At 62.2% G+C, this 12778-nt stretch carries 9 protein-coding genes; all 9 read right to left on the bottom strand.

What is annotated here, in order from left to right:
- Positions 1–17: 17 nt before the first annotated feature.
- The 9 genes from ACI77H_RS20525 to ACI77H_RS20485 all read right to left on the bottom strand — a co-directional run bounded on the left by ACI77H_RS20525 (position 18) and on the right by ACI77H_RS20485 (position 12633).
- Positions 18–614 carry a glutathione S-transferase gene (locus ACI77H_RS20525; RefSeq protein WP_407013553.1) on the bottom strand — a complete coding sequence of 199 codons (597 nt, stop codon included), beginning with the start codon at positions 612–614 and terminating at the stop codon, positions 18–20.
- Positions 611–4252 carry an AAA family ATPase gene (locus ACI77H_RS20520; RefSeq protein WP_407013552.1) on the bottom strand — a complete coding sequence of 1214 codons (3642 nt, stop codon included), beginning with the start codon at positions 4250–4252 and terminating at the stop codon, positions 611–613. The genes ACI77H_RS20525 and ACI77H_RS20520 overlap by 4 nt, the downstream gene beginning before the upstream one ends.
- Entirely contained in the window at positions 4249–5493 is a 1245-nt protein-coding gene (locus ACI77H_RS20515; RefSeq protein ID WP_407013551.1) for an exonuclease SbcCD subunit D C-terminal domain-containing protein, read from the bottom strand. Before ACI77H_RS20515 ends, ACI77H_RS20520 begins: the two co-directional genes overlap by 4 nt.
- A gap of 297 nt (positions 5494–5790) precedes the next feature.
- Entirely contained in the window at positions 5791–7431 is a 1641-nt protein-coding gene (locus ACI77H_RS20510; RefSeq protein WP_407013550.1) for a BatD family protein, read from the bottom strand.
- Positions 7428–9164 carry a tetratricopeptide repeat protein gene (locus tag ACI77H_RS20505; protein ID WP_407013549.1) on the bottom strand — a complete coding sequence of 579 codons (1737 nt, stop codon included), beginning with the start codon at positions 9162–9164 and terminating at the stop codon, positions 7428–7430. The genes ACI77H_RS20510 and ACI77H_RS20505 overlap by 4 nt, the downstream gene beginning before the upstream one ends.
- The gene (locus tag ACI77H_RS20500) at positions 9161–10240 is read right to left on the bottom strand and encodes a vWA domain-containing protein (protein ID WP_407013548.1); all 1080 of its coding nucleotides are present in this window, start codon (positions 10238–10240) and stop codon (positions 9161–9163) included. Before ACI77H_RS20500 ends, ACI77H_RS20505 begins: the two co-directional genes overlap by 4 nt.
- Positions 10233–10727, bottom strand: a complete 495-nt coding sequence (locus tag ACI77H_RS20495) for a DUF4381 domain-containing protein (RefSeq protein ID WP_407013547.1) — start codon at positions 10725–10727, stop codon at positions 10233–10235. The genes ACI77H_RS20500 and ACI77H_RS20495 overlap by 8 nt, the downstream gene beginning before the upstream one ends.
- Positions 10724–11668 (bottom strand): DUF58 domain-containing protein, encoded by a 945-nt coding sequence (locus ACI77H_RS20490; RefSeq protein ID WP_407013546.1) that lies wholly within the window; start codon positions 11666–11668, stop codon positions 10724–10726. The genes ACI77H_RS20495 and ACI77H_RS20490 overlap by 4 nt, the downstream gene beginning before the upstream one ends.
- Positions 11669–11673: 5 nt before the next feature.
- Positions 11674–12633, bottom strand: coding sequence for a MoxR family ATPase (locus ACI77H_RS20485; RefSeq protein WP_020800601.1), 960 nt, complete (start codon positions 12631–12633; stop codon positions 11674–11676).
- Between the last annotated feature and the right edge of the window lie 145 nt (positions 12634–12778).

Here is a 12778-nt window from a genome sequence, read left to right as displayed (position 1 = left end):
CTCCTACAGAGGACCGGTTACTTCTTCATGATTGATGTGAACAGGTCTGACTCTAAAAAACGCTGCAACCACGCCTGCAACCGCACGTAACGCGACTGCCCGAACCACTCACGATCCACATGCGCGAACTGCCGAATAAACGGCATCAGTGCCACATCCGCCAGGGTCGGATGCTCGGCCAACAAATAATCACGTCCTTCAAGCAACCCATCCAGCTTGCGCAAAAACACCTCGCCTTCGGCCCGATAAAATGCCATCGGCTGCTCGGGATAGCGCTCGGCATACTTGTAGCGATTCAGATGCACCTTGAACACCTGATCGTTCTCTTCGATCAGCGCGGCGATCTGCGCTTGCCCCGCAGGATCATCCTTGAGCAGCCAATCCTGCGGATCGTTCTGTGCCAATGCCCAGTGCATGATCGCCAGGCTTTCATCAATCACCTGGCCGTCGACGCTCAGCACCGGCACCGTGCCTTTGCTCGACAGCGCGAGCATCTCGGCAGGCTTGGCCTTCAGGCTGACCTCGACGATGTTCACCGCAACGTCCGAGTAACGCAGGGCCATCCGCGCCCGCATGGCGTACGGGCAGCGGCGGAAGGAATACAGCGTGGTCATTTCACCTCCAGGGTACTCAGGCCGTTGCCCTGGCGGTGGACCTGAATCTGCACCGGAATCCGCTCGTGCATTTCCTGGACGTGGGAAATCACCGCGACCTTGCGGCCCTGAGCCTGCAAACCGTCGAGGGCGTCCATCGCCAGTTGCAGGGATTCCGGATCGAGGCTGCCGAAGCCTTCGTCGATGAACAGCGATTCGATTTTCAGCGTGCTCGATGCCATTGATGCCAGGCCCAATGCCAGGGCCAACGACACCAGGAACGTCTCGCCGCCGGACAACGAATGCACCGAGCGCAGTTCGTCGCCCATCTCGGTGTCCATCACCAGCAAGCCCAGCATGCTGCCGCCGCGTTTGAGGCGATAGCGTCGCACCAGTTGCCGCAACTGCACGTTGGCATGATGCACCAGCAGGTCGAGGTTGTAGGCCTGGGCGATCTTGCGGAAGGTGTCGCCGGTGGCGGAGCCGATCAATGCGTTCAAACGCGCCCAGCGCTGGTATTCGCTGTAAGCGTCGGCGATCTGTTGCGCCAGGGCCTGATTGGCGTTTTGCCGACGCTGGTCCTCAGCCTGCTGGGCGCGCAATTCGGCGCACAGGTGTTCGGCGGCCGCGAACAGACTTTGCAACTCCGTCAGCGCTGCAGCGAGCTGCCCGGCATCGAGGTTGCCGTTGTGTTGCGCCTGGTGACTGGCCAGGTGCTTGTCCCGTTCCTGCAACAACACCTCGGCCTGCTCGATGGCTTTTTCGTTTTGCTGCAACCGTTGGCGTAGCGCGCTGACATGCGGGTCGTCGACGCTCAGCAGGTCTTCCAGGCCAGCGTCATCCAGTTCTGGATGCAAGGCGCGCCAGTCGGCAATCTTCGCGCTCAGCTCGCGGTCTTCTGTCTCCAGCGCCAACAGACGTTCCTGCTTCGCTTTGAGCTCCGCCGCCAGTTCTACCAGGCGCGTGCGCACGGTTTGCAGTTCCTGATGCGCCGCCGTTTCGGCATTGCGCGCCTGTTCCACCGCTTGATCCAGTTGTTGCTGCCACTGCTCGGCGCTGGTGTGCTGGCCCAACAGTTGAGCCAGTTGTTGCTGGCATGCCTGCTGCTGTTCGGCGAGGGCGGCGAATTGCTGCTGGGCGGTTTCTAGCTGCTGGACGCGTGTCAGTTGGCGGTCCTGTTCTTTCTCCAGCGTTTGCTGGCGTTGCAGCTGTTCATCCAGCTCATCGCGTTGCTGCTCGAGTTGTTGCAGGCGCTCGGCGATCTGGCGGTCCAGTTGCATGAAGGTTGCAGCCGGTTCGTTGCGCAAGGCTTGCAGGGTGTCGGCCGGGAGCAGGGGGCTGAACGCGGTCAGTTCTTCTTCCAGGCGCTGGCGATCACTGTTCAGCTCGCGTTGCTGGTTGGCCAGATGCTGGGTCGCTTGCTGGCTCGCGTTTTCGGCGCCGCGAAGTTGTTGCTGAAGACGCGCAGCATCCTGTTGCAGGATGAGCAGGGCGGTTTGCCGCTGTTCATCCTGTGTGATGCTTTGGTTCAATTGGCTGTTTTGCTGGGCCAGCCAGGCATCGCGTTTGGCGGCGTCCTGGGCCAACAACTGCGCAGACAAGGGGTGTGCGTCGAGGTTCGGTGTCAGGCTCTGTTGTTGAGCGACGAGGTGTTCCTGTTGTTGCAGCAATTCTTTTTGCTGGGCGATCACGCCACCGACTTCGGTGCGCAAGTCGGTCAGTTTTTCCTTGAGTAAATCCACCGTTTTCTGTGCGTTGGCCTGTTCGCTTTCGTCATGGCGACCGAGGCTTTGCAGCAAGGCTTCCGGTTGATGATAGGGGTGGTCCGGGCTGCCGCAGACCGGGCAGGGCTGATCATCCTGCAACTGCTCGCGCAGTTCTTCGACGCTGGCACTGCGGGCCAGACGCTGACGTTCCAGCAGTTCGCGGGTGACCGTCAGGGTCTGCTCGGCGACGCTCAGCTCGTTTTTGCTTTTCACCCCGTCCTGAGTCAGACGGTCACGTTCTTGCTGAGCGACGGACTGGCGTTGCTGCAACTCGGCGACGCGCTTGTCCAGCGCCTGTTGACTGGCCCACAGGCGCGTCAGCTCTTCAAAGTTGCGCAGATGCTTGCGGTTGTCTTGCAACAGATTGCCGAGCAACTGGATCTGTTCGGCGACCGCTTCAGGCTCGGCACCGGCCTCTTTGTAGAGCACTTCCAGATGCTGCTTTTGTGCAACCAGTTCTGCGGCGGCACGGCTGGCGCTCTGCTCCAGCGCCTGCAGTTCAACTTCACCCTTGTTCAGGCGATTGCCGATCAGCATCAATTGTTGCAGGCGGTCGCGGTAGGCGTTCCAGGCGTCGCTGAGCGGGGCCAGATGAGCGCTTTGCTCCAGTTCTCCGGCGATTTTTAGCAGACGCTCGGCCACTTGCCTTTGTTGCTCAAGCAACCCTTGAATCGTGCCTTGGCCGTGAGTGCAGGCCAGTTCCGCATGCTGCTTGAGCTCGGCACTGTGCCCGGCGTCCTTGTTCAAACGGGCGAGGGTGCTTTGCGCTTCAAAGGCCTGACGCAGCAGCGGTACGTTTTCGCTGTGTTGGTGTTGAGCCTCGACCAACGCCGTTTGCGCGGCGCTCAGGCTTTGTTCGAGTTCAGTCTGGCGCTCGTGCAGCGCTTGTTGTTGCTGCGTGTGCTGCTGAATCTGCGCGGCCAGCGGCGTGAGCAAGGCACTCAGTTCGGTCTTGCGGGCGAACTGGTGCCGTTGTGGCGCCAGTTGCTCCAGGCGGGTCAACTTCAAGCGTTCACCGGTCAGACTTTGCCAATCCTGCCGGGCGCTGGTCAGTTGTTCGGTGGCGCTGAGCTGCTCGTCCTGCCATTGGCGCAGTTCTTTTAGCCAGGTGCTCTGCAATTCAAGCTGCTTGAATTGCGCTTGCAGGGTTTTGAGTTGCTGCTGTGCTCCGTTGAAGCGCTCATCCAGTTGTGCACGGTCTTCGGGCGCCAGTGGCGTGACGCCGGTGGCTTGATCCTGCAACAGCTTGTGCGCTTCACGGGCCTCTTTGGTCTTGTCGAAGGCGCGACGGCCCAGACGCGTGTAGAGCGCGGTGTCGGTGAGTTTTTCCAGCAGTTCGCTGCGTTCGTTGTCGTTGGCCTTGAGGAACGCACTGAACTCGCTCTGGGCGAGCAACACGGCACGGGTGAACTGCTCGAAGTTCAGGCCGAGGACAGCTTCCAGCTGGACCTTGAATTCAACTTTCTGACTGGCCAGCAGTTGATCCAGATCGATGTCACGCAAGCTCTGACGGCTGGCTTGCAGCTTGCCACCGGCCTTCTCCCGAGCGCGATTGGCCTCCCAGCGCGCGCGATAGCGACGGCCATCGATGCCGACGAAGTCGACTTCGGCATAGCCTTCGCCCGTGCCGCGACGCAGCAGCGTACGCGGGTCGCCGGTGCTGATTTCGCCGTCGGCATCCGGCGCTTTGGCCGACACTTGAGCGTTGCTCAGTCGAGGCACGGCGCCGAACAGTGCCAGGCACAAGGCATCGAGCAGGGTGCTTTTACCGGCACCGGTCGGCCCGGTAATCGCGAACAAACCGGCACTGGCCAGGGGCTCGGCGGTGAAGTCGATTTCAAACGGCCCGGCAAGGGAAGCGAGGTTTTTCAGGCGGATCGCGAGAATCTTCATGGTTGTTCGCTCTCCATCTGCACGTCTTGCAACAACTCGGCAAAGTCCTTCAACGTTTGCTCATCGACCTCGCTGCCGTAGTTGTCCTGCCAGGCGCGGCTGAACAATTCCTGGGGCGTGAGCTGGTCCAGTTCAACCAGGGTCGCACCGTCATCGAGGCCATCACGGTTGCCGTTGCCGGCGTATTCAGCAGCGATCCGCACCAGGCGCACGGCTTTGCCTTGCAGGGCAGTTTCGACCTGATGGCGCAAGTCGGGTTGCGGCTCATCGAGGCGCACCCGCACTTCCAGCCACGGCTGACGCTGAATGTCGGCGAGCAAATCGATGTTTGGCAGGTCGGCGAGTTGTAGCAGGATGTCGGCCAAAGGCGCCGGGCCGATACGTTGCAGGTTGACGGCGCGGGGAATCAGCTTCGGTTCGACGCTGACCAGGGTTTCGCCGTCGAGCTGGACGTCGAGAATCTGGTGCTGATAACCGATTTCGGAGAACGACAACGGAATCGGCGAGCCGCTGTAGCGAATGCGCTCTTCACCGTTGACCTTCTGCGGTTTGTGCAAATGCCCGAGGGCAACGTAACTGATGCTCGGGCCGAACAGACTGGCGGGCAGCGCTTCGGCATTACCGATGATCAGGCTGCGCTCGGAGTCTTCCGACACTGAACCGCCAGCCATGTGCGCATGGCTGATGGCAATCAGCGCCTGGCCCTTCTTGCGTTTGGCATTGGCGGCTTCGATCAGCCATTCGTGAACCTGGCCGATCCCGCGCAGGTAGTTGTCGCCCAGGTGCGCGCCGGTCACTTCGGCCGGTCGCAGGAACGGCAGCGCCAGGCACCAGGCCACCGTTTTGCCTTTGGCGCCCGGCAGCGGCAGCAGCAGACGCTCGGCGTCGAGTTGCCCGTCATCCAGCCACAACACCCGACCCAGCGCATGCGTGCGCAAACGGCGCATCAACGGCGCCGGCAGCTCGATCCGCGAGCCGGAATCGTGGTTGCCGGCGATCATCACGATCGTCAGCTTCGGCTGTTGTTCGTGGGCGCTGACGATGAAGTCGTAGAGGCGTTCCTGGGCTTTGACCGGTGGATTGACCGTGTCGAAGATATCGCCGGCGATCAACAGCACATCGGGCTGGTCCAGCTTTAGCTGGCGCAGCAGCCATTCGAGGAAACAGCCGTGCTCGAAATCGCGTTCCTGGCCGTGAAGGTTCTGCCCAAGGTGCCAATCGGAGGTGTGAAACAGACGCAAGGCGAGCTCCGTAGGAAATAAGGTAGTGGCCGCGAGGAAATTGACAGCGGCGAAAGGGGAGAGAGTTTACGGGTAAAGAGGTGAGTACACCTACCGTCGCCACTGGGGCAGACTTGAGGCCGGCGTGAAAATCAGGATTGTTTCGCCGGCAAGCCGACTCCTACTGGGTTTGTGTCATTGCCATTTTCTGGGTAACTCCCGAACCTGTAGGAGCTGGCTTGCCAGCGATGACGGCCTTGAGAACGACGCGGAACTCAGGACCGTTTCGCCGGCAAGCCAGCTCCTACAGAATTGCGGTTATTTTGGATACAGCGGCGGCAGGCCACTGTCGCCGACCGGGTCTTGAATACGCTCGGCAATCGGGATCGCCTTGATCGCGCGCCACAATTCCTCGCCCTGCCAATGCTGGCCGGTTTCGCTGTACAGCGCCCCGTTCAAGCCATCCAGCGCATCGGACAACGGTACGAATCGCGCTGCCATGTCGGCCAGGGTTTCCGGTTGTTGTCGGGCCCAGGCGTCGAGGGCCTGGCGGGTGGCGTGGGAGTCGTTGGCCTGGCAGGCGCGCTTGAGGTCGTCGAGCACGGTGCGCGGGCTCGGGCCGGTCTGGGCTGCGCGCAGGATCGCCGGTTGCCAGCGGGCGCGCCACCAGAGGCCGAAGCCCAGCAGGGTGGTGCAGGCAAGTATTACGGTGCTGAGTTTCCACCACCAGAGCGCTTCATTGTCGGCAGCGGAAATGACCGGTGACGTGCCGGTCGGGGTATCGACCATCAAACCCGGATTGTTCACCACTTGCAGCGTCCGTGCCGGCAGGCTGCTGTGCTCCAGATGATCTTCGAAGGTGTTCCACCAGACCACGTCCACCGCCGGCAACTCGACGTCACCCCGTTGGACCGGCACCAGTGCCTCACGGTCCTCGCGACTGCCAATCAGGCCACGCTCGCTATTCTGATTGGCCAGCACCGGCTGATCCGGATAGCGCCGCAAGCCGTTGACGTCGGTGGCCGGCAACGGTGGAAGTTGTGAACTGGCCAAACCTTCGGCTTTCAACATCAGGCTGCGCGTCAGCGAATCACCCACTTGGGCGTGATCCGGTTCCGGATTCCAGCTCTCGCTCAGCGTCAGGCTGCGGGCCGGGAGCCAAGGCACGTCAGCCGGGTAAGTGGCGGGTTTCGGCTTGACGGTCAGCGGCAGTTCGACCGAGCTGACGCGCATCAGTTTGCCGGATTTCGGCACCTGGGATTCGACGTCCTTGGCCGGTTGCGCGTCGACCAGCGTGGCGCTGAAAATCTGCGCCGGAATGGTGACCTGGCCGCTGTGTTGCGGGTAGATCGCGTAGCGCAATTCGATCACGCCGTGGCGCAGGCCGTTGATGTCTTTTTCGTAAGTGCGCGACTCACCCAACTGCTCAATTCGCGCATCGGGAATCTGCAACGGCGTCAGGCTGCTGTCGTCGTACAGCGACACGGAATGGTAGATGCGCAAGGTCAGGATCGCCTGGGCCTGAACGTACACGCTGTTTTGATCGAGGCTGGCGTCGATGAACACCGGGGCCCGTTTTTGCGTACTGTCCTGGGTTTCGCTCTCGACCACTTGCAGGGTGATCGGCTGGCTCTGCACGTCGCCCAGTTGCAGCGACGGAATGACCACGCTGCCGTTCTGCCGAGGCAGCAGGGTAATGATCCAGCGGGTAGTGGCGCCATTGCCGCCGTTAAGGGTCGTCAACTGGTTGACCTGACGGGTGCCGCGCACTTCAAACAGCGGCTCCAGCGCCGTCAGGTCGGGCTTGCCGAATTGGGTGACATCGTTGGATTCCAGGGTCAGCTCGACCGTTTCGCCGGAGTTCAGGCGACTGCGGTCGACACTGGCGACCAGCTCCGCAGCCTGGGCCTGAATGGTCCAGATCAACAGTGCAAGCATGAAAGCGGTGAAGCGGGTCATCGAGTTTCTTCCTGATCCTGATGTTGCTGCTGTTCGTACCAGAATTTGCGCCTGAGCAATTCGCCCGGATCGTCCGGGATCTTGCGCAGCCATTGCTCCAGCGCCTGACGCTGTTCGCCATCGATGGCGTCACTGGCCGGCCGCAACGGCGGGGTGGTGCTTTGTTCGTCACCTAACTCACTGCCGGGCACCTCATTGGTGCCGGGCCGCGCGGGTGTCGTATCTGACTGCTCCGCATCGGGTGTAGGCGTCTGGGTGTCGGATTGCGGATCTCCGTTGCTCGACGCTTGGGTCGCAGCACCGGGCGAAGGTTCTTGCGTTGAACCGGTCTCATCGCCTTCGGTTTTGTCCAACTCAACCGGCGGCGGTGTGTTTTTCTGTTTGAGCAGATTTTCCACCAAGGCCTTGTTGGTCAGCGCCGGACGCAGATCCGGTTGCAGCTCCAGTGCCTGTTCGTAAGCATCCAGCGCGGCTTCCAACTCGCCGCTTTTGGCCAGGGCGTTGCCACGATTGTAGTGGGCGTGGGCGTCATTGCCCTCGGCGAACCGCTGGGCGGCGCCACTGTAGTCGCCGGCCTCATAGAGCGCCACGCCTTGCCATTGCCGATCCTGGAAATGTTTCGCGGCCTCGGCCGGACGCTTCTTCTTCAACAGATGCAGGCCTTGCTGGTCAGGACGCAGCCACAAGTCCTCGAAGTCGAAGGCGTAGCTCGATTGCGGCAACAGGAACAGCAGCGGCAGACAGAACAACCAGCCGCGACGACCGGCGCAGGCCGCCAGCAGCAACAGCGGCAACAACAGCCAGTAACCCTGATCGGCCCAGGTATCGAGGCGCAGGGTCTGGCCGTCATTGCGCAAGTTGCGCGGGCCATCGAGCAAGCCGAGGGCGCGCAGGTCGGCATCGTCCAGGCGCGCGTGGCGATACCGTCCATCGAGGCCGTTGACGAACGCTTTCAGGTTCGGCTCGTCCAGGTGGGGTACCAGAATCGCGCCTTGGTCATCCTTGAGGAAACTGCCATCCTCCTGAGTGATCGGTGCGCCTTCGGCGGTGCCGATGCCGAGCATCAAAAGCTGCGTCGACTTGCCATCCAGCGCCTGTTGAATGCCTTCGCGCTCCAGTTCAGTCAGGGACGAACCGATCAGCAGAATCCGGCCGTCGCCCAAAGCGCCCTGATTCAGCAGCGCAAGGGCCTTGGTTACCGCGAGATCGGCGCGATGGCCGGTCTGGGGCATCAGCGAGGGCTTGAGCGCCTCCAGCAGATTGCGACTGGTCAACAGGTCATCCGACAGCGGCACCAGCGTATGCGCGCTGCCGGCGTAGACGACGATGGCAGTCTGGGCGTCGCTGCGGTTTTGCAGCAGGTCAAACAGTTTGCGCCGGGCCTGTTCCAAGCGGTTTGGCGTGACATCGGTGGCGAGCATTTCCGGGGTTAGCTCAAGAATCACCACCAGCGGGTCGGCCGGTTTCTGACTGGCTTGCTCGACGCGCTCCCAGCTCGGCCCCAGCAACGCCAGTATCGTCAACAGCCACGCCACGCCGAGGGCAACCCACGGCAGTTTGCTGTCGCGACCGTTGCCGCCACTGAGCAATGCGGAATGAAAGGCCGGCGGCAGAATCATCTGCCAGCGCCCGGCGCGCTTCTGTCGATGCCAGAGTTGCCAGAGCAACCAGCCGAGCAGTGGCAACAGCAGCAGCCACCAGGGGCGGAACCAATAAGGCCACAGCGCGCTCATCGGCGCCTCCGCAGGCGCAGGCGTTTGAGTCGCTGGCGCCAGTCAGGCAGTTGCGTTTGCAAGAACAGATCCTTGGTAAACAGACGCTGCAACGGGTTATCCGGCCAGCGTTCGCGAGCCACCAGCAACAGGCTCAACAGCAGCGCCATCGCCAACGGCCAGTGATACAACGCCTGCGCCGGGCGGGCCTGGGTCGGTTGTTGAGTTACCGGTTCCAATTGATCGAGGGTTTCCTTGATCGCTTGCAATTCCTTGCCGTCGCGAGCACGGAAATACAGGCCACCCGTGGCGGCGGCGATGGCCTTCAGCGCAGGCTCGTCGAGGTCCAGGCTCGGGTTGATACCGAGAAATCCTGCGGTACCGCTTTGTTCCGGGTCGGCACCGATGCCGATCGGGTAGATTTTCACGCCTTCCTTGGCCGCTAGCCGCGCGGCGGTGAGCGGGTCGATTTCGCCGCCGTTGTTAGCGCCGTCAGTGACCAGAATCAACACGCGGCTTTGCGCCGGACGCAGGCGCAGGCGCTTGAGCGCGAGGCCGATGGCGTCGCCGATGGCGGTGTTCTTGCCGGCAATGCCGATGCGCGCTTCGTGGAGCCAAACGCGCACGGTGCGCCGGTCGAAGGTCAGCGGGGCTTGCAGGTACGCCTTGCTGCCGAACAGGATCAGGCCGACACGGTCGCCTTCGCGCCGCTCGAGAAAATCACCGAGCAAATGTTGTACCAGCGTCAGGCGGCTGACTTCGTCGTCCTGCCACTGCATGTCGGGGAAATCCATGGAACCGGAAACGTCCACCGCCACCAGCAGATCACGGCCACTGGCGGCAATCGGCAACGGTTCGCCAAGCCATTGCGGGCGCGCGGCGGCGATCAGCAAAAACAGCCACAGCAGGATGAACGGCGCTTGTTGTCGCCAGGCGGGCAGATTGGCCCGGGCACGGCGTCGGGCCAGGCCTTCGAGATCGCTGAGGAAGCTGACTTTGAGCGCCGGTTCGCCGCTATCGGCCACTGGCAACACGATGCGCATCAACCAGGGCAGGGGGAGCAGGGCGAAGATCCACGGCCAGGCGAACTCAAACATGTTTGCGAATCCAGGTGTCGACGGCTTGGGTCAGGCCGGCGATGGCCTTGTCGTCGAGTTTGCATTCGGGTTTGTAGGCACCTTCGACCAGCACCATCCAGCGCGTCAGGCCGGCGGCCGGGCAGCGGTTGTCGAGAAACGCCAGCCATTTGCGCCCATTGAGGGTGTGGCTCTGGCTGTAGGGGTAATGGTTGCGGCACAGGCGCTTGAGCAAACCGTTGAGTTGCTGCAGCCAGGCACCGGCCGGCGCGCCATCGTAGGGTTTGGGCATCAGCGCCAGTTCGGCCAGTGCGGCGAGGCGCACCGGGTCCAGCGGTTGTTCGGCGCGTACGATGGGGCGCTTGTTCGGCAGGAAACGCCGCGCCTGCCACAGGCCGACGCCGATCAGCGGCAGCAACAACAACAAAAGCCACCAGCCCAGTGCCGGCGGCCAGAAGCCTATCGGTGGCGGGAAAATCAGCGGTTGCAGTTGATCGAGGCTGCTCATCGACCTTTCCCTGGTTTCTGTGGGTTCAGGTATTCGCGCAGTTGTTCGACCATCTCGCTCTGGGTGCTCAAGGGCATCAGCAACACCCGCAGTTTTTGCGCGAGCAATTCCCAATGGGCGATGCGTGCCTCGGCTTGGGCGCGGTAGGTCTGGCGCAGGTCGAAATTCAACGTGTCGAGTTCCAGTTGCGCACCGCGTTCGACGAAACGCAGCAAACCCGCAGCGGGCAGGGCGTGGTCCAGTGGATCGGACAGCGGCAACAGCAACAAGTCGCAATGGCGCGACAGCAGGCTCAGTTGTTGCTCCGAGCCTTCAGTCAACGCGCGTTCGTCGCAGATCACGATGACCAGGCTGCCGGGACGCAGGACTTCCCGGGCGCGACGCAGGGCCAGGTTGAGGGCGTCGCGGTTCGTTTCGCTTTCGGTGTGCAGTGATTGATTGACGCGCACCAGTCGGTTGAGCAATTGCAACAGACTCTGCTTACTGCGCCGTGGCTTGATTTCGTAGTGTTCGTTATCACCGAACACCAGCCCGCCGACCCGATCGTTGTGGCCCAGTGCGGCCCAGCCGATCAGGCTCGCCGCTTGCGCAGCGAGCACCGATTTGAACATCAGCCCGGAACCGAAAAACAGCCGACGACTTTGCTCAACCATGATGAAGATCGGCCGCTCGCGTTCTTCATGGAACAGCTTGGTGTGCGGCTCCTGGGTGCGAGCGGTGACGCGCCAGTCGATGGTGCGCACGTCATCGCCGGCCTGATAGACCCGCACCTGATCGAAGTCCACGCCACGGCCGCGCAGTTTGGAGTGGTGCAGGCCGATCAGCGGGCTGCGCTGGCTCGGCGTCGAAAACAGCTGCACTTCACGCACGCGATGGCGCATCTCGATCAGCTCGGCGAGGCTGACGCGGATGCCCGGCTCGGGCGGCAGGCTGGCGTTCATCGGGGTCAAGCGACGGCTACGACGTCGAGAATCCGCTGGACTACCCGGTCCTGATCGATGCCAGCGGCTTCGGCTTCAAAGGACAGGATGATGCGGTGGCGCAACACGTCAAACAGCACAGCCTGGATGTCTTCCGGGCTGACGAAGTCGCGACCGGCCAGCCAGGCGTGGGCGCGGGCACAGCGGTCGAGGGCAATCGAGCCGCGTGGGCTGGCGCCATAGGCGATCCACTCGGCCATCTCCGGGTCGAATTTGCCCGGCGTGCGCGTGGCCATGACCAGTTGCACCAGGTATTCCTCCACCGCGTCGGCCATGTACAGACCGAGGATTTCCTTGCGAGCGGCGAATATTGCCTGCTGGCTGACCCGGCGCTCCGGTTTGGTTTCGCCGTTCAAGGCTTCGCCACGAGCCTGTTGCAGGATGCGGCGTTCGACGGCGGCGTCCGGGAAGCCGATTTTCACGTGCATCAGGAAGCGGTCGAGCTGGGCTTCGGGCAGCGGATAGGTGCCTTCCTGCTCGATCGGGTTTTGCGTGGCCATCACCAGGAACAGCGGCGACAACTCGTAGGTGCTGCGCCCGACGCTGACCTGACGCTCGGCCATGGCTTCGAGCAATGCCGATTGCACCTTGGCCGGAGCCCGGTTGATTTCGTCCGCCAATACCAGGTTGTGGAAGATCGGGCCTTGCTGGAACACGAAACTGCCGGTTTCCGGGCGATAGATTTCCGTGCCGGTGATGTCGGCGGGCAACAGGTCAGGGGTGAACTGGATGCGATGGAACTGGGCTTCGATGCCTTCGGCGAGTTCTTTGATGGCCTTGGTCTTGGCCAGGCCGGGAGCGCCCTCGACCAGCATGTGGCCGTCGGCAAGCAGGGCGATGAGCAAGCGCTCGATGAGTTTTTCCTGGCCGAGAATCTGCGTTGAAAGAAAGGTTCGCAGCGCGAGCAGCGCTTCACGATGTTCCATCGATGACTGTTCCTGGAAAGGGTGACCGACGACGTTCGAATAACGCCACGGCTGGGGGCGTTACTTTAATGCATCGCGGGCGGCGGCGACTAACGGCATTTTGTGCAAAGTGTGGGGATTTGAGTTCGGCCTCACCGTTTCGCAG

Source organism: Pseudomonas sp. O230 (assembly GCF_045447035.1).
Classification (GTDB): domain Bacteria; phylum Pseudomonadota; class Gammaproteobacteria; order Pseudomonadales; family Pseudomonadaceae; genus Aquipseudomonas.
This window is presented reverse-complemented; position numbering and strand designations above follow the sequence as displayed.